The 16,731-nt window shown below is 58.6% G+C and carries 11 protein-coding genes and 1 pseudogene; 4 read left to right on the top strand and 8 right to left on the bottom strand.

The genetic code is table 11. The annotated features are described in order from the left end of the window. Positions 1–339: 339 nt before the first annotated feature. A pseudogene (locus MHI61_RS06255) lies at positions 340–1,529 on the bottom strand (FAD-binding oxidoreductase). Positions 1,530–2,316: 787 nt separating this feature from the next. On the opposite strand from MHI61_RS06255, the gene MHI61_RS06250 reads away from it, so the two are divergent. After that, positions 2,317–3,192, top strand: a complete 876-nt coding sequence (locus MHI61_RS06250) for a GNAT family N-acetyltransferase (RefSeq protein ID WP_239791341.1) — start codon at positions 2,317–2,319, stop codon at positions 3,190–3,192. Between the two features lie 397 nt (positions 3,193–3,589). On the opposite strand, the gene acs is transcribed toward MHI61_RS06250, so the two are convergent. From acs to MHI61_RS06220, 6 genes are all read right to left on the bottom strand, one after another. Further along, entirely contained in the window at positions 3,590–5,569 is a 1,980-nt protein-coding gene (gene acs, locus MHI61_RS06245) for an acetate--CoA ligase (RefSeq protein WP_239791340.1), read from the bottom strand. A 152-nt stretch (positions 5,570–5,721) separates the two neighbouring features. Beyond that, complete coding sequence (locus tag MHI61_RS06240) at positions 5,722–7,056, bottom strand: FAD-binding oxidoreductase (RefSeq protein ID WP_239791339.1); 1,335 nt, start codon at positions 7,054–7,056, stop codon at positions 5,722–5,724. 188 nt (positions 7,057–7,244) lie between these two features. Then, entirely contained in the window at positions 7,245–8,123 is an 879-nt protein-coding gene (locus MHI61_RS06235) for an ABC transporter permease (RefSeq protein WP_239792791.1), read from the bottom strand. 32 nt (positions 8,124–8,155) lie between these two features. After that, positions 8,156–9,106 carry an ABC transporter permease gene (locus MHI61_RS06230; protein WP_239791338.1) on the bottom strand — a complete coding sequence of 317 codons (951 nt, stop codon included), beginning with the start codon at positions 9,104–9,106 and terminating at the stop codon, positions 8,156–8,158. A gap of 68 nt (positions 9,107–9,174) precedes the next feature. Continuing rightward, positions 9,175–10,845, bottom strand: a complete 1,671-nt coding sequence (locus MHI61_RS06225; protein ID WP_239791337.1) for a peptide ABC transporter substrate-binding protein — start codon at positions 10,843–10,845, stop codon at positions 9,175–9,177. Between the two features lie 58 nt (positions 10,846–10,903). Beyond that, positions 10,904–12,547, bottom strand: a complete 1,644-nt coding sequence (locus MHI61_RS06220; protein WP_239791336.1) for an ABC transporter ATP-binding protein — start codon at positions 12,545–12,547, stop codon at positions 10,904–10,906. 215 nt (positions 12,548–12,762) lie between these two features. On the opposite strand from MHI61_RS06220, the gene MHI61_RS06215 reads away from it, so the two are divergent. After that, positions 12,763–13,431 carry an FCD domain-containing protein gene (locus tag MHI61_RS06215; protein ID WP_183925617.1) on the top strand — a complete coding sequence of 223 codons (669 nt, stop codon included), beginning with the start codon at positions 12,763–12,765 and terminating at the stop codon, positions 13,429–13,431. A 135-nt stretch (positions 13,432–13,566) separates the two neighbouring features. Here the strand turns inward: MHI61_RS06215 and MHI61_RS06210 are convergent, their stop codons facing one another. After that, positions 13,567–14,475: a LysR substrate-binding domain-containing protein gene (locus MHI61_RS06210; protein WP_239791335.1), complete on the bottom strand. Its 909-nt coding sequence runs from the start codon at positions 14,473–14,475 to the stop codon at positions 13,567–13,569. Positions 14,476–14,545: 70 nt separating this feature from the next. Between MHI61_RS06210 and MHI61_RS06205 the strand changes: the two genes are divergently transcribed. Both MHI61_RS06205 and pdxA read left to right on the top strand, forming a co-directional pair. Then, positions 14,546–15,757 carry a four-carbon acid sugar kinase family protein gene (locus MHI61_RS06205; RefSeq protein WP_239791334.1) on the top strand — a complete coding sequence of 404 codons (1,212 nt, stop codon included), beginning with the start codon at positions 14,546–14,548 and terminating at the stop codon, positions 15,755–15,757. Then, positions 15,754–16,728 carry a 4-hydroxythreonine-4-phosphate dehydrogenase PdxA gene (gene pdxA, locus MHI61_RS06200; RefSeq protein WP_275593081.1) on the top strand — a complete coding sequence of 325 codons (975 nt, stop codon included), beginning with the start codon at positions 15,754–15,756 and terminating at the stop codon, positions 16,726–16,728. The genes MHI61_RS06205 and pdxA overlap by 4 nt, the downstream gene beginning before the upstream one ends. The last annotated feature ends 3 nt before the right edge of the window (positions 16,729–16,731 follow it).

Below are 16,731 nucleotides of genomic sequence, written 5' to 3'. Positions count from 1 at the left end.
CTACCTGGGCACACTCGCGCCCGAGGCCGGATTGTTTAAAACACCAAAGGAGGCCACCTCGGTGAGATCGCGCCGGTGTTAAGTCCGGCCAAGCCGAATTCGAGCGCTGCGCGTCAACACGCCAGGCTCAGCTTTCGGCGTAGACGTGAGCGGCGCGACCAAGAGGCTGGGTCGCCATTAGATCTTCTAATTTGGACGGATCAGCGCTGGCGCTGGTGATGCCGAATTGCGCGACGATGCCCCCTCGCCAGGGTTCATCGCATCGAAGCTGCCACAGAACGTCCCTGGCGCGCCGGCACCAGCCCGGCAGAAAGGCGCTATACGCCGTGCGAAAATCGGTCAGGGCATCAAGTCCTTCATTCGGTAATAGGTGCCCACAATAGGCAGGAACCAGGGATTCCCGGCATTCAGCGGAACCGCGGGCCAGGCGAAACCGTCAAGCGGGTTGGCGTCCTTGCGCCCCATGGCCATATCGGCAAGCGCGTTACCCATGAAAGTCGACAACTGGGCTCCGTGGCCGGAATAACCCATGCTGTAAATCACCCCTTCGGCGCTGCCCGCCCGAGGATAACGATCCTGCGTGCAACCGACGAGCCCGCCCCAGCAGTAGTCGATCTCGACATTTGCGAGCTGCGGGAATATGCCAACCATCTGCTGGCGTAGAAGCTGACCGGAGCTGACGTTGGTTTTCTGATTCGATACCGCCGAAAATCTGGCCCGCCCTCCGAACAGCATGCGGTTGTCGGGTGTGAGGCGGAAATAATTGGCGATGTTGAGGGAGTTCGTGAAGTTGCGGTTGCCCGGAACCGCCGCGGCAATCTCCTGCGGGGTGAGCGGCCGTGTCACAATGATGAAGGAAGCGATCGGCATGAGCCTTCGTCGGAAATAGTTGAAGGTGCTCGGCGTATAGGCGTCTGTCGCCAGAATGACCTGGCGCGCGGTTAGCGTGCCTGTGGGCGTGTTGAGCCGCCAGCCATTCCCCACGCGTTCGCGCGCGGTGACGGGGTTACGTTCCCAGATCTCGGCACCATGGCGGTGAGCCGCCTGCGCCAGGCCGTTGGCGTAGCGTCCCATGTGCATCATCGCGGATTTCGGAGAGAGAATTCCGCCATGGAAGGCATCCGATATCACCTCCTTGCGAAGGTCCTCACGCGTCAGCCATTCGGCTGACGGGTCGACCTCCCGGCGGATTTCTGCGCACATCGATTGGAGCTTGGCCACGTGGGACGGCTTTGAGGCCAGCTTGATTTTGCCGCCCCGGCGGAAGTCGCACGCGATCTTTTCATCCTCGATGATCCGCTCAATCATGTCGATCGAGTCATCATAGGCTCGCCACAAGCGGCGTGCCCGGTCTTCCCGAGATGCCGTTTTGCGGCGCCGAAACTTGCGAAATGGCCGCTGTTGAGGTGCCCTCCATTGCGACCGGACGCACCATACCCGACGTGCTCCGCTTCCAGCAGGGCGACCTTCACCCCGGATTGCGCCAGTTTGCGCGCAGCGCTCAGGCCCGTGAAGCCCGCACCGATCACCGCCACCTCGAAATCTCCCGAGACCGGGCCAGCGGTGCCGCTTGCAAATGGGATGGAAGTTTCATGCCAGTAGGAAGCAAATCTCATCACCCCAAGCCCTTATGCTCGTCTGATCGAATGCAACAAGTATAGGCCTGCTTGCGCTCAATAGTGCGGGGCGATCGGCTGCGTTCCGCAATTATTGGCTTTCTTATGAGGGGCAAACCACAGGATATTCTGTTTGGTGCCATGCGCCCTAGGTGCCGCAGATTTGAACGTGCTCGCTGCCTTCCGCCGCGCCCATCGCGATGATCGCTCAGTCATAAACGCAAACATGGATCTTGCGCACCGTTTCGATGGAGCATCCGAGTTCCACTCTGCGTCGGCGGCAGGAACGACGTGCCAGGTGAGTAGGTAGGCCCGATTGTCGCGCAGATTGAAGCAGCCCCTTCCGGCCCGGGATAGAGCGTCACCTGGCCCGCCATCCGGCGACAATTTACCGATCCAAATCCGCGATAGCTCCGCTGGAGGATTCACGACGGAGGAAATGCGACCAGTCTGGCGAGAATATCTTTGGCGTTCTTGCGCGAACATGGAGGCGGCTCGGATGACACCACTCTAAGCGGAGCTGAGTGCTATTCCTGCCAAATCGCGGCTTTGTTAGGTAAGAAATTGCGGATAATGCCTAAAAGCAAACCGAACCTGCCGCTCTCTGTATGTAAATATTCTAACAAGATTGCAACCTAAGCCGGGATCAGAGACACTGCCAGCGCGGTGGGCGATCCGGAGAACGGAGCGGATAGCTGAAATGCAAAAATCGGTGCGCCTGAAATCGTTCGAACTAGTCGCCCAGGATATCCAAAGCGTTGACGTAAGCCTGCTTCATGCCTTGTCGACTGGCGTGGGCTGGCCGCACCGTCTCAAGGATTGGGAGTTCCTGCGCCGCGCCGGCCGGGGCATCGTCGCCGTGGATGGAATTGGACGCGTCTTCGGAAGTGCAATGTGGTTTCCTCATGGAGAGGATTTTGCCACCATCGGGCTCGTGATCACATCGCCTCGCACGCAGGCTGAAGGAAACGGCCGCTGGTTGATGCAACAAGTGTTCGAGCAGTGCGGCGACCGCAATCTAGCTCTGAACTCGACCGATGCGGCTTATAAACTCTATCTATCGCTCGGTTTCACAAAGGAAGCGACGGTTTACCAGTATCAGGGAGACGTCGCTTCCACGCTTCCCGCGCTGCCAGCTTTGAATGGCGAGTTGAGTGCGCTGTCGATCGATAGGATAGAGGAGATTACCGCTCTGGACACATCTGCCTTCGGGACGAACCGAGAGCGATTGCTTGCCCTTCTTGCAGAAGGTGCTGCAATTTGCGTGCTTCGGCGCGGCGGCGAACCTGTCGGCTATTCCATGTGTCGCGAGTTCGGGCGCGGTCACGTGGTCGGCCCTATCGTGGCAAGCAATGATCACGATGCGATGCATCTCGCGGCCGTGCATCTTAAAGATCTGGCTGGTCAATTTGCCCGCGTCGATACACGGGAGAAAGGTCCATTTGCGGACTTTCTTCAACAAAGCCGGCTGGCTATATCCGAGACCGTTACGACCATGTCTAAAGGCCGTCGCTTCCTGAATCGACAAGCGAACGAACCGGCGGTATATGGCCTCGCTGGCCATGCCTTGAGTTAGGCCAGACGAGCGAAAATCCAAAGCTGCGACCATCTAGCACGATGGTATCCCGCTGATTTGCCGCGCGAGACACGCAGACTATCGTGCAGTCAGCTGCCTCTCTCCGGCGGGCGGTCAGCAAGATATCACAATGATTGATCCGGCCCCATAGCAATTTGACCTTGCAAGTCCCGCAGTTTCCTTCCTGGCAGTATCTGTAGACGTTTAACCGTGGTCCTCCAGCACCTGCGTGAGGGTTTTGTCGGCGGGCGCAAAAAGGTTTTGCCCGACTGGGCGAGTTTCGACCTTGAAGGCAATATCACCCACACGTCACTGGCTCCAAAACGGTCCGAACAGACAGTTACGCCGAAAATGAACGTCGTGCGCCTCTTCGCATCATGTCGGGCGAGTGGCATAATTAGGAGCCATCGGTGCGTGATGGCCGAGCCGTTTCCCTATTCTGCCGGTTGGCGATCAGATCGTCGACCACGGCCGGATCGGCAAGTGTCGACGTATCGCCGAGCGCGCCGAAATCGTCTTCGGCGATCTTGCGCAGGATGCGGCGCATGATCTTGCCCGAGCGGGTCTTCGGCAGGCCGGGCGCAAACTGGATCTTGTCCGGCGCGGCGATCGGCCCGATTTCGGCGCGCACATGTTTGACCAGATCCTGGCGTAGCGTGTCCGTCCCTTCGTGGCCGGCCATCAGCGTCACATAGCAATAAATGCCCTGGCCCTTGATCGAATGCGGATAGCCGACGACCGCCGCTTCCGAAACCAGATTGTGCGAGACCAGCGCCGATTCCACCTCCGCCGTGCCGAGCCGGTGGCCGGAGACGTTGAGCACGTCGTCGACGCGGCCGGTGATCCAGTAATAGCCGTCCTCGTCGCGCCGGCAGCCATCGCCGGTGAAGTACTTGCCCTTGTAGGTCGAGAAATAGGTCTGGATGAAGCGCTCGTGATCGCCGTAGACGGTGCGCATCTGGCCCGGCCAGCTGTCGGTGATGCAGAGATTGCCATCGGCGGCCCCTTCCAGCACCTTGCCCTCATTGTCGACCAGCTCAGGCTTGACGCCGAAGAACGGCGTCGTCGCCGAACCGGGTTTCAGGTCGGTCGCACCGGGCAGCGGCGTGATCATGTGGCCGCCAGTTTCCGTCTGCCACCAGGTATCGATCACAGGGCAGCGTTTGTCGCCGACGACATTGTAGTACCACTCCCAGGCCTCCGGATTGATCGGTTCGCCGACCGTGCCGAGCAGGCGCAGCGACGAGCGCGACGAGCGCGTGACGAATTCATCGCCGGCGCCCATCAGCGAGCGGATCGCCGTCGGCGCGGTGTAGAAGATATTGACCTTGTGTTTGTCGATGACTTCCCAGAAACGCCCCTGATCCGGGAAGTTCGGCACGCCTTCGAACATCAGCGTCGTCGCGCAGTTCGAAAGCGGCCCATAGACGATATAGGAATGGCCGGTGACCCAGCCGACATCGGCGGTGCACCAGTAGATGTCGCCATGATGATAGTCGAAGACATATTCATGCGTCATCGAGGCGTAGACGAGATAGCCGCCCGTCGTGTGCAGCACGCCCTTCGGCTTGCCGGTCGAGCCGGACGTATAGAGAATGAACAGCGGATCTTCCGCCTTCATCTTCACCGGCGGGCATTCGGCCTTCACCGTGGCGACTTCCTGGTGATACCAGAGGTCGCGGCCCGGCGCCCAGCCAGTCTTGCCGCCGGTGCGGCGCACGACCAGCACTTTGCTGACATTGACGTGCTGACGGGCGGCGATGTGGATCGCCGTATCGGTATTGTCCTTCAGCGGCACCGGCTTGCCGCCGCGCAGACCTTCGTCGCAGGTGATGACGAAGGTGGATTCGCAGTCGACGATGCGCCCGGCCAGCGCCTCGGGCGAGAAACCGCCGAAGACGACCGAATGCACCGCACCGATGCGGGCGCAGGCGAGCATCGCATAAGCCGCTTCCGGGATCATCGGCATATAGATGGTGACGCGATCGCCCTTCTTGACGCCGTGCTTCTTTAGGACGTTCGCCATCCGGCAGACGTGCTCGTAGAGCTCGTTATAGGTGATCTTCTTGTCGATATAGGGATTGTCGCCTTCCCAGATGATCGCCACCTGGTCGCCATTCGTCTTCAGATGGCGGTCGATGCAATTGTAGGAAACGTTGGTCTGGCCGTCCTCGAACCACTTGATCGAGACCTTGCCGGTAAAGGAGGTGTTCTTGACCTTGGTATAGGGCTTGAACCAGTCGATCCGCTTGCCGTGTTTGCCCCAGAACTTGTCCGGATCCTCGACGCTCTCCTCGTACCATTTTTCGTATCTTTCGCGGTCGATGAAGGCGCCCGCCCGAATGGCGCGAGGAACGGCATAAGCTTCGATAGCCACGGTTTAAGCTCCTTGATATCGGCTCCGGTAAGTGGATTTCCGTCCGGTCGACGCGAATCCCGAAGCCGTTCCGTCTGAATTCCATTGTCCGTTTGAGGCCCGTCTACGGGCACACTGACAGTAGGCCCTTGGACTGCAACCAACTTGGACCGCTACATCATTTCCGGCCGCCTGATTGCGGAACCATCAAGGAACCGGCTCAGCCTGTAGGGCGAGATGTCCGTGATCGGGGTCTCGTTCATCACGATTTCGCTGACCAGACGACCTGCCCCGGGCCCGATAGCAAAGCCATGACCGCTGAACCCCGCGGCAATCACGTAGCCGGGCAATCGTTCCACTCTTGAAATCACCGGAACGAGATCCGGCGACGTATCGATGAGCCCTCCCCAGGCGCGCTCGACCCCGATTCCCTTGAGCGCTGGGTATTCGCTTTCAAGGTTCCTCAATGCGAGCGTCACGAGCTCCCCGTCGGGCGCAGGATCCAGAATGCGGTTTTTTTCGAATGGTGAGATTTCATCGTTCTCCCAGCTGCTGAGAGCATCGGGCCCATTCCAGAAGCTGCTGTTCAGACGGTACTTCAGCTTTTTGCCGATCTTGCTGCGGTACATCTGATAGAATTTGAACGCATATCGCATCCCTCGCGGCGTGATGTCGAGCGTACCACGTCCCGGGACGGCAATCGTGTAGGCGCCGTCTGTCCGACGTCGCAACACGAAGTTTGAAGCCGAAAGACATCCTGCTTGAATGATTTCGGGCGCCCGGGTCGTCTTGATTGCGGTCCCGGCGATGTTTGCGACGGGTAGCTCTATGCCATATCGATGAGAAAAGCGGGACGCCCATGCTCCGCCAGCGCAAACAACAGTACTGGCTTTCACGAGCCCTCGCTCTGTCCACACGCCTGCCACCCGGCCATTGACAATGTCGAGGCCCCGAACGGCGCAGTTTTGATGGAGCGACACGCCCTTTTCCTTCGCGGCCTCGGCGATGGCAGGGACAGCAAGACTGGGCTCGGCTCGCCCATCCGTCGGAGACCACACACCTCCAACCCAGGAGGACGTGCCGCCCGAAGCCCGCTCATTTGCTTCGGAAGCACTGAGGATTTGGCTATGAAATCCTTGAACGCGTGCAGCCTGGCCCCATTTTTCCCAACGAGCGACATCGGCTTCGTTTTTGGTGCAGTAAAGTATCCCGGTTCGACGAAAGCCAAGATCACGGCCTATTTCCGCGCCCAATTCCTCCCAGCGCCGCAGACTGTACATGGCTAGCGCAAGTTCATACAGGTCGCGGTTCTGCTGGCGAACCCATCCCCAGTTGCGGCTCGACTGCTCGCCACCGACGATGCCTTTTTCGAGCAGGGCGACTGATACCCCTTTACGGGCGAGCTCATAGGCCGTGCAGGTACCCACGATCCCTGCCCCGATAACGACGACGTCGACCTCGGTTGGAAAAGAGGCGCTATCACTTACTTTTTGAACCTGGACCGGCATAGTCACTATTCCTTTGGCACCGTGCTCCAGTCATCGCCGACAGGAACGATAAAGCTCAACAATCAGTCGTCGCGAAATACGGAACATTCCAGATACTCGGGGCGGCGATGGCCCCTCCTCTGTTCCGCCGATATCACGTGCGCGTCAGTGGCGGATGTCTCTTTTGGTGGCACCCGACATGCTGTTTCTCAACTGTGATCACCGCGAACATCAAGCGCATCGCGCAACCCGTCGCCGATGAAGTTGAAGCTTGTTACAGCGATCGTTATGGCCGCGCCGGGAATGATCGCCAGCCACGGCGCCGTCCCAAGATATTGCTGTGCGCCGTTCAGCATATTGCCCCAACTGGGCAGCGGCGGCTGAATTCCATAGCCGAGGAAGCTGATATAGGCTTCCATCAGGATCGCCCGGGCGACAGTCAGGGTGGCCGCCACGATGATCGGACCCATCGCGTTGGGAAGGATCTCGCGGAACATGATATGCGTTGCGCTCAGTCCCAGCATGCGGCCGGCAAGCACGAATTCACGCTCGCGCAGCGAGCGGACCTCCGCCTCGACAATGCGGGCAACTTCCATCCAGCTCGTCGCAGCAATGACCACGGTAATCATGATCGGGCTTGGCTTCAGCGCAGCGGCAAGAGCAAGCACGAGGAAGATGGACGGGAAGGAAAGGAAGCCATCCACGGCACGCATCAGCACCGTGCCGACGAGGCCACCCCGATATCCCGCCACAACGCCGACAAAGGTTCCGATCAGTGTCGACAACAGCATCGCCGAGAAACCGACCAGGAGCGAAATACGGCCCGCCATGAACAACCGGGCCGCCAGGTCTCGTCCCAGCGGGTCGGTGCCCAGATAATGTTGGCCGGTCAGCGGCGGCGCGAAGCGGGCGCGCAGATCAATATAGAGTGAATCGTACGGCAACAGATGGGGGCCCAAGACGCATGCCAGCGTCAGGAGAGAGATCATCACTATGCCGATGAGGGCCAGATGGTGGTTCATGAAACGATGCGCAGTTCGGCTGTTCCACCAGCGCTCCCGGCGCGAATTTGCAGCAATGGCAGTCATGATGGCTGACTCCTGATGAGCGTTCATGGCGCTTAACTCAGACGGATGCGGGGGTCTATGATGGCGACAACGATGTCGGCGGCGAGGTTGCTCACCACGACAAGGATTGCCGAGAACATGAGCAATCCCATCACCACCGGGTAGTCACTATAGCCGAGGCTGTCGAGGAACAGGCGCCCCATGCCCGGCCAGGTAAACACCGTCTCGGTGACCAAAGCACCCGTTAGGACACTGGGAAGCTGCATCCCAAGGAGCGTGATCATCGGTAGGAGTGCATTGCCGATAACATGTTTCATCAGGATGCGGCGCTCACTTAGTCCTTTGGCGCGGGCTGTCTTGATGAATTCCTGATTGATAACGTCGAGAGTAGCCGTTCGCATATAGCGGCTCCAGATGGCGACATGCACGAGCGCGAGCACGATGCTGGGCAGAATAAGATGGTGGAGATAGTTCAGAACGGACTCGTCGCCGATCGTGTACATGTTGCCGGCTGGCAGCCAGCCAAGTCTGAGCGAGAATACGTAAATGCCGATCAGGCCGAACCAGAAAGTCGGGATCGAAAGGGCCACCATCGCACCGACCGTCGCCATGTAGTCGAAAATCGAATAACGCTTTGTGGCGCCGCGGACACCGATCCACGTGCCGATAGCGATCGCGATAACCGTGGACGATCCCATCAGCAACAGCGTTGCCATGAGGTGCCGTCCAATCACCTCGAGAACTGGCGCCCCGTCGCGGAAGGAGTGGCCCCAGTCTCCTCTTAGAAGGCGCCAGGCCCAATCCAGATACTGGATCCACAGAGGACGGTTCAGGCCTAACTGCTCCGTAAGTCGGTTCAAGTCATCCTGCGTCATACTCGCATCGAGCCCAAATTGCGCCAGAGGCCCGCCGGGAATGAGGTTGAGCACCGCGAAGCCAATGACGGAAACGATCAGAAGCAGTACTAGGCTCTGAGCGAAGCGGTTAAGTAGGAAGCTACGCATTCAGCTCTCCCTGTGATAGCGCCTATAGGGGTCGCAGCCGCGGCGCGCGGCGGCGACGTGAGGTTTACTCAGCTCTTCCAGTGCCAGCCGGCGGCATGCCATGATGCCGTGCGCGTGTTTGTATTCGGTTCCCAGCCTTCAAGGCCTTCCTTTGTGCCAACCACATAGGTGGCGGCAAACAGGGGAAGAAAAGGAAGGTCCTGACGCACGATTTCCTGAATACGAAAATAGATTTCGCGACGCGCTTCCCGATCGAACGTTTGGGCACCCTTCTTGAGCAGCGCATCCACCTCCGGATTCGAATACTGGCCGACGTTCGATCCCTTTCCACCCTTCGCGGCAATCGCGCTGCTCGCAAGACGGTTGGTGGCGTCGGGGTCCGCGGCAATCAGATGCGTGACGCCCGAGATTGCCGTGTCGAACTGTGACTTTAGCCAGAATTCGCCAAACATGACGGCAGCCGGCAAATTCGAGATGGTCATCTGGACGCCAATTTCCGCGAATGTCTGCTGCAGGAACTGCTGCACCTGCTCGCGGAGATTGTTGCCTGATGTCGTCGAGTTGTTGAACGCAAGCCTTACCCCATTCTTCTCACGTATTCCGTCCGACCCCGGTACCCAGCCGGCGTCGTCGAGGAGCTTACGTGCGGCGTCGAGATTGAATTCCTGCGTCGGAAGGTTCGGATTGAAATAGTACGACTTCTTTGGCATGAAGGTTTCGGTCGTTGTGACCACGCCAAAATAGAGCGCGTCGATGATCGCCTTTCTGTCCATTGCGGCATAGAGTGCCTGGCGCACCGCCAATTCCTTGAACTGCGGCCGCTCGAGATTGAGATAGAACGACTCGACGGAGGAACCGGGCACCAGGCTCACCACGCGGCCCTGCAGTTTGCTGGCTTCCTCGTAGTGGTCGGGCGTGATGTAGGCTTGGTCTGTGAGGTCGATGTCACCGCTCTTGAACTGGGTGTAGAGCACCACCTGGTCAGGAATGTACTTGAATACGACCTGTTCGACATACGGGCCATCTCCAAAATAATCCGGGTTGGCCGCCAGTTCGAGATGGTCGCCGGCGACTCGCTGGCTCCACTTGAAGGCGCCGGTGCCAACGGGCGCCTGATTGAAGGCTGCTGCATTCGGATCAGCTTCCTTCTCGAGAAGATGTTTTGGCACGATGAAGGTTTCGGTGAGAAACGACAGGTAAGGAGCGAAAACCTGCTCCATGCGCCAGGTGATTTCCGTTGGGGAGACCACCTTGATATCACGCACAAGCGAATGGCCGCCTGTGCGCCAGGCGCGGAACTTCGGATTTGTGATCAGTTCAAGGGTGAACTTCACATCCTCGGCCGTAAAGGGCTTGCCATCATGCCAGCGAACATCGTCACGCAGACGGACGCGCCAATTCAGGCCATCCTCGGAGATGCCGCCGTTCTTCTGCGTGGGCACTTCTGCCGCAAGATTGGGCTGGACCTCGCCGTTGGGATCCATGCGAAATAGGGCGTCGAAGAGCGAGAAGTGTACCGCATCGTCCACTTCGATATGTGCCATGAGCGGATTGAAAACGGTCGGCTCCTGCGAAAGCCCGACCACGACGCGACCCGCAGGTTTCTTGTCGGCGGCCCGGGCAATGTCTGGCTTGCCGATCAGGTTAGCAGCGGCAAAGCACGCGATGCCGCCTGCTGCCATCAGGCGCAGTGCGTCGCGCCGAGAATAGTTCGTTTTGGTTGTGGATTCTTCCGTCATTTTTATTCCCTCTCTTTTGCTCATTAGGAAGCTACTGCCAGGAGCTAATTGAACTTTCTCAAGCGTCTCTCCGTCGTTCTCCCGGGATTGCAGCCACAAGTTCACGCGTGTAGTCGGATTGCGGTTTCAGGAAGATTTGTGACGGGGGGCCGCGCTCGACGACCCGGCCCTTTTGCATCACGGCAATTTCGTCGCAGATCTGGCTGGCGACACGAAGATCATGGGTAATGAAGACCATTGATACGCCCGTCTCGCGCTGGATCTGGTCAAGCAGCTTGAGGATCTGGGCCTGGATCGACACGTCAAGTGCGGAGACAGCTTCGTCGGCAATCAGCAGCTTAGGCTTGAACATCAGCGCCCGGGCGATGCCGATGCGCTGGCGCTGACCACCCGAGAATTCGTGCGGGTAGCGGCCGAAGGCGCCAGCATCGAGACCGACGTGGGAAAGCAAAGCGCGGGCCTCTTCGCGCGCCTGTGCGTAGGGCATACCATGTGCGACAGGCCCGACGGTCAGTATCTGACCGATAGTGGAGCGCGGATTGAGCGAGGCAAAGGGGTCTTGAAAGATCATCTGAATTCGAGGGCGCAACGGCCGGAACTCGGACTCCGTGAGCTTGACGATGTCCCTGCCCTCAAACAGGATCTGACCGCTGTCGCTGTCCTGAAGCTTGATCAGGAGCCGTCCCAACGATGATTTTCCGGAGCCGCTCTCACCGACAATGCCAAGGGTGCGGCCTGCAGCCAAGGTGAATGAGGCCTCCTGCACCGCAGGCACGATACGCTGGCTGCCGAACAGCGCGCTGCCGCTGCGATAGGTCTTGCACAAACCGTTGACCGCCAGAATCGTCTCGTCGCTCGTGCGCGATTCAAGCTTTCTGTCTTCGCCCGTGAGGTGCGGAACGGCGGCGATTAGACGCTGGGTGTAAGGGTGGCTAGGGGAATTGAGAACCTGATCGGCGGTGCCCTGTTCGACGATCCGCCCTTTCTCCATAACCACGACGCTGTCGGCAATTTCAGCCACGACGCCGAAGTCGTGGGTGATGAACATGACGCTCATGTCCTTGCGGCGCTGAATGTCACGGATGAGCTTCAGGATCTGCGCCTGCGTGGTTACGTCAAGGGCTGTCGTCGGTTCGTCTGCGATCAGGACGGTCGGCTCAAGGGCGAGCGCCATCGCGATCATGACGCGCTGGCGCTGACCACCGGAAAGCCTGAAAGGATACTGGTGGTACATCAGTTCCGGATCGGGCAGGCCGACTTCGGTCAGCAATTCGAGCGCGCGGTCACGGCGCGAGGCCTTGGTGCCCACTCCATGAGCTGCCATCACTTCAGTAACCTGCTCCCCGACCGTCATCAGCGGGTTGAGCGCCGAAAGCGGATCCTGAAAGATCATGGACACGACGCGGCCGCGCAACTGGCGCAGCTTTTTTGCCGGCGCGCCGACTATGGTCGTTCCATCGAGATTGATCGCACCGGAAGAGACTGGGATAATCTTCGGCAAGAGTCCCATGATCGTGTTCGCCGTTACCGACTTGCCCGATCCAGACTCCCCGATGATACAAAGGATCTGACCACGCTTCAGGTCGAACGAGACGTTTTCGACGGCATGAGCCCTTTCCATGCCCTTCGGCAGGTCGACTGTCAGAGCTCGAACCGAAAGCGCTGCGTCGTCTGCTGTAACAGCTTCAGTCGTAACGGCCATCGATATATCTCCCTTGTTACGCAGCTTCTTGATTGAGGTTCTTGTCGCGGCCCACGCGTGCCGCTCATACCTCTCGAGCGGTGCACAGCTGGTCCCTGGGCTTCAGCGCCATTCGCTACCAATCTGCGTTGGTTCTGCGATTAATATAAGATTGGTCTTGCCATTGGTGTCAATATAGATCAAATTGGTTTCGCGAAATATTTATCGGAGGGCACATGAGCGTGGTGCTGAAGGATTTCATTGAAGCGGAAGGTTTGGAGCCAGGGGATCGACTGCCTCCTGAGCGCGACTTGGCGCTGAAACTCGGGCTGCCGCGTACCGCCCTCCGAAGGATGCTCGGCTCGCTAGAGAAGGAAGGCCGCCTCATCAGGCATGTTGGCAGAGGGACCTTTATCGCCGGAAGCGGCGTAAGTTCCAGCGCTCTCCGCCGCCCGGCAATCAGTGAGGGAGACACATTGCGCACCTATCCGGCGGAAGTCTTTGAGGCGAGGTTGATCATCGAGCCGAAGATCGCGGCGTTGGCAGCCTTGCGCGCGACCAGGCAGGAAGTCGAAGAAATGCAGAAATCAATCGCCCGAGGCAGCGCGTCGGAATCTCTAGGCGAATTCGAGAAATGGGATGCCGTCTTTCACCGCATCATCGTCCAAGCTGCACGTAATGGTCTTCTTGCCTCCCTCTATGAAGGCATTCACGCAGTGCGAGCGGGAAACCTGTGGGGAAAAATGAAAGAACAATCGCTGACCGCTGAGCGCATGACGGCCTATATCGTCAGCCATCAGGCGATCCTCGACGCAATAAAGGATCGTGACAGTAGAGAGGCCGAGCGCAACATGTACGACCACATCATTGACGCGAAAACCAACATACTCGGTCCGAGTATATGAGGCTTTGGTCTGAGCAAATTGGTATCCCTGTTGTCGCGTGTCCACCGTCTCGGCTACGATCCTCGCCATGTCGCCCATCCAGCCGACAATCTACGTTACAGAGCACCGACCTCAAGGTTTGCTACTCTGCGTCCTTCAAGGACCAAACTGTCGTCGAAGCCAGGAGAGAAAGTTTCGTTTCCTTGAATCGTCTTCGAAAGGAAGACGGCTCAATAGGATGTAATTGTAGCCGTTGCTGGAAAACCCCCGCGGCGCCACCAACTGCCCGCTTTCCACGGCGTCGGCGACCAGCGGCTCTGGACCGATCGCGGCGCCTAGCCCAGCGATTGCCGCTTCGATGCTCAGATAAAAGTGTTCGAACATCTGGCTGCTGGGTGGATTCGGATCTTCGACCTGGTTGTCCGCGATATATCGTGTCCAGGCATCTCGACGCGTAGCCGAATGAATGCGAGGTAGGGAGAGGATGTCATTGCCGCCAGATGCCAACAGGCCTGGCGCGCATATGGGGCCGACACGTTCTTCGACCACCGTTTCCATAAACAGGTCCGGCGACCAGCTAAAATCGTTTCTCCGGAGCGCCAGATCAATATGACTCCGGTCGAAGCTTACAGGTCCGCCAGCGGCCAATACATGAACTTCAATGTCCGGATGAAGTGCATTAAATTGCGGGAGGCGCGGGATTAGCCATCGCTGCGTGAATGTCGGTTCACATGAGAGCACCAGCGGTGCCGAACCGTTACCTTTGATTTCGTCGCAACAATCGCTGATCTGGCGAAACACCGCACTCATCGTAACAAGCAGACGCCGACCTGGGTCGGTTAGGAAAACGGCCCTGTTTCTTCGCTCAAAAAGGGCCACTCCCAGGTCTTCCTCAAGCAAGCGGATTTGCTTGCTGACGGCGCTGTGCGTGACGAACAATTCATCGCCGGCACGCCCGAAATTCAAATGTCGTGCAGCTGATTCAAAGACTCTGAGCGCGGATAAAGAGGGAAATCGTGCGGCCATATCTGTGAGATAAAGTGACGAATTTCGGTCAGAATTCATCATTTTTTCGGCAAAAGCAATAGCGCTAATATCCTCGTCGTTACATTGGAAAACCGACAGGACCGCGATTTTGAAGGTAGGAATCTTAGCCGATGATTTGACGAGTGCAACCGATGGCGCCGGCCCATTCGTGAGCATGGGGCACAGATGCATTGTCTTCACAGACTACCGGCGATGGTCGCCTGAACAAGTTGCGATCGTCTCTGTCAACAAGGCAAGTCGCACTGTATCCGCTGAGGGCGCTGTCGATCGGGCGACGCAGGCGGCAAAAAGCCTGGCATCCGCGGATATCCTTTACAACACCGTTGATTCCACCATCCGCGGCCACGTTGGAGCTGAGATAACAGCCGCGCTCGCGGCTTCCGGTCGGACAATCGCAATCGTCGCTCCGGCTTTCCCCGCCGGTGGAAGAACCACTGAAGGCGGGCGGCAGCTTCTTCGTGGCGTGCCGTTGGAGCAAACCGAATTCGTCAAGGATCCGCTTCACCCCATAACGGACTCCCACCTTCGCGCCCTGTTTCGAGACATTCCGGAGGCAGAAGTGCGTTATCTCACGCTTGCGGACGTGCGGGCATTGAGATCCGGTGAACTTGTCGCCGATGGCAGAAAGTTGCTGATCGCCGATGCGACTATGCAAGAAGACTTGGCACTGCTGGTGAAATCGGCGGCCGATCCAAAGTCCATCCTGTGGTGTGGATCTCCGGGCCTGGCGATCGCGCTGGCGGATTATGTGGGCCGGGCTGGTGAAATCGCACCGTTCACGGTCACGACGTCTGTCAACCTCTTTGTCATCGGCAGCGTGAATCCGCAGAGCCGCGAGCAATGCTCAAGACTGATAAGAACCGGCAACATCCGGCAGATCATTATCGACTCGGAGGTGGCGTCTCGCTCCCCCGCTCTCGCCGCCGAACGGGCCGCTGCGGAGTACAACCGATTTGGATCCGGCGGAGACATTATTCTAACCACCTCCGAAGGAAGTGCGTCCGCCAATCCTCGGGCCATCGCAACCGCTCTTGGCCAGGCTGTGCGGGCATTTATGGGGAGTTATCCCGTTACCGGGCTTTTCCTGACGGGCGGTGACACTGCCGAATCCGTGTTGAGCGAACTTGAGATCAGTTCACTTGAACTCCTGAGCGAGGTCGAGCCTGGAATTCCGGTCGGCCGCACCACGGGGCCGCATCCCATTCACATTATCACAAAGGCGGGCGGCTTCGGTTCGCCGCGTATCCTGCTGAAATCAGCCGAGTTGCTTCGGGGCCTCTGGCTTGGAGATAAGAAATGAAGAAGCCTATTGGAATAACGATGGGCGATCCCTGCGGGATCGGCCCGGAAATTATCGCCCGTGTTTTCGCGGATGGGCTGCCGGAACAAGCGGTGGTGATCGGTGACGCCAAGGTAATGGAGCGCGCGGTCCGCGCCCTTAATCTTCCCCTGCAGGTGCAGCCCATCGCGTCAGTCGATGACGCTCTGCCAGACAGCGGACTCATAGCGGTTCTCAACGTCTCGCATCTGCCGGACGATTTGCCCATCGGTCAGGTGGACGCTCGTGCCGGGCGAGCCAGCTACGACTATGTCGCACGGGCGATCGACGAAGCGCTGGCAGGAAACATCGGAGCAATCGTCACCGCGCCGATCAACAAGGAGGCGATGAAGCAGGGTGGGCTCCATTATCCCGGCCATACGGAAATCCTTGCTGAGCGGACGGGGACCGACAAGTTTGCAATGATGCTCGCGAACGACGAACTGCGCGTCATTCTGGTCACGATTCACGTATCATTGCGCGATGCCATCGACCTCGTGACAGAGGATTCAGTTTTCCGAACGATCGAATTGGCGCACCGGGCAGGTAAGGCTTATGGGATTGCATCGCCGCGCGTTGCGGTGGCCGGCCTCAATCCCCATGCCGGTGAAAACGGTATGTTCGGACGCGAAGATCTCGACATCATCGCGCCGGCAATCAGCCGGGCTCAGGAAGTCGGAATAAACGCGTCCGGTCCCTGGCCCGGAGACACGATTTTCATGCGGGCTCGCAGGGGCGAGTTCGATATCGTCATCGCGCAATATCACGACCAGGGCCTCATCCCGGTCAAGTATCTCGGTATCGACAACGGCGTCAACGTCACCATCGGTTTGCCTTTCATCCGTACCAGCGTCGATCACGGTACGGCATTCGACATCGCCGGCCAGGGTAAGGCCGATCATTCCTCTCTTCGCTACGCCTTCGATCAGGCGCTGCTTCTCAACGCAATCTAGGAG

The sequence above is a fragment of the Rhizobium sp. K102 genome (assembly GCF_022385315.1).
GTDB classification, from domain to species: domain Bacteria; phylum Pseudomonadota; class Alphaproteobacteria; order Rhizobiales; family Rhizobiaceae; genus Rhizobium; species Rhizobium croatiense.
This window is presented reverse-complemented; position numbering and strand designations above follow the sequence as displayed.

Excerpts from the sequence above, each read along its gene's own strand:
- MHI61_RS06250 (WP_239791341.1), top strand. The coding sequence starts at position 2,317 with ATGCAAAAATCGGTGCGCCTGAAATCGTTCGAACTAGTCGCCCAGGAT.
- MHI61_RS06240 (WP_239791339.1), bottom strand. The coding sequence starts at position 7,056 with ATGCCGGTCCAGGTTCAAAAAGTAAGTGATAGCGCCTCTTTTCCAACC.
- MHI61_RS06235 (WP_239792791.1), bottom strand. The coding sequence starts at position 8,123 with ATGACTGCCATTGCTGCAAATTCGCGCCGGGAGCGCTGGTGGAACAGC.
- MHI61_RS06230 (WP_239791338.1), bottom strand. The coding sequence starts at position 9,106 with ATGCGTAGCTTCCTACTTAACCGCTTCGCTCAGAGCCTAGTACTGCTT.
- MHI61_RS06225 (WP_239791337.1), bottom strand. The coding sequence starts at position 10,845 with ATGACGGAAGAATCCACAACCAAAACGAACTATTCTCGGCGCGACGCA.
- MHI61_RS06220 (WP_239791336.1), bottom strand. The coding sequence starts at position 12,547 with ATGGCCGTTACGACTGAAGCTGTTACAGCAGACGACGCAGCGCTTTCG.
- MHI61_RS06215 (WP_183925617.1), top strand. The coding sequence starts at position 12,763 with ATGAGCGTGGTGCTGAAGGATTTCATTGAAGCGGAAGGTTTGGAGCCA.
- MHI61_RS06210 (WP_239791335.1), bottom strand. The coding sequence starts at position 14,475 with ATGAATTCTGACCGAAATTCGTCACTTTATCTCACAGATATGGCCGCA.
- pdxA (WP_275593081.1), top strand. The coding sequence starts at position 15,754 with ATGAAGAAGCCTATTGGAATAACGATGGGCGATCCCTGCGGGATCGGC.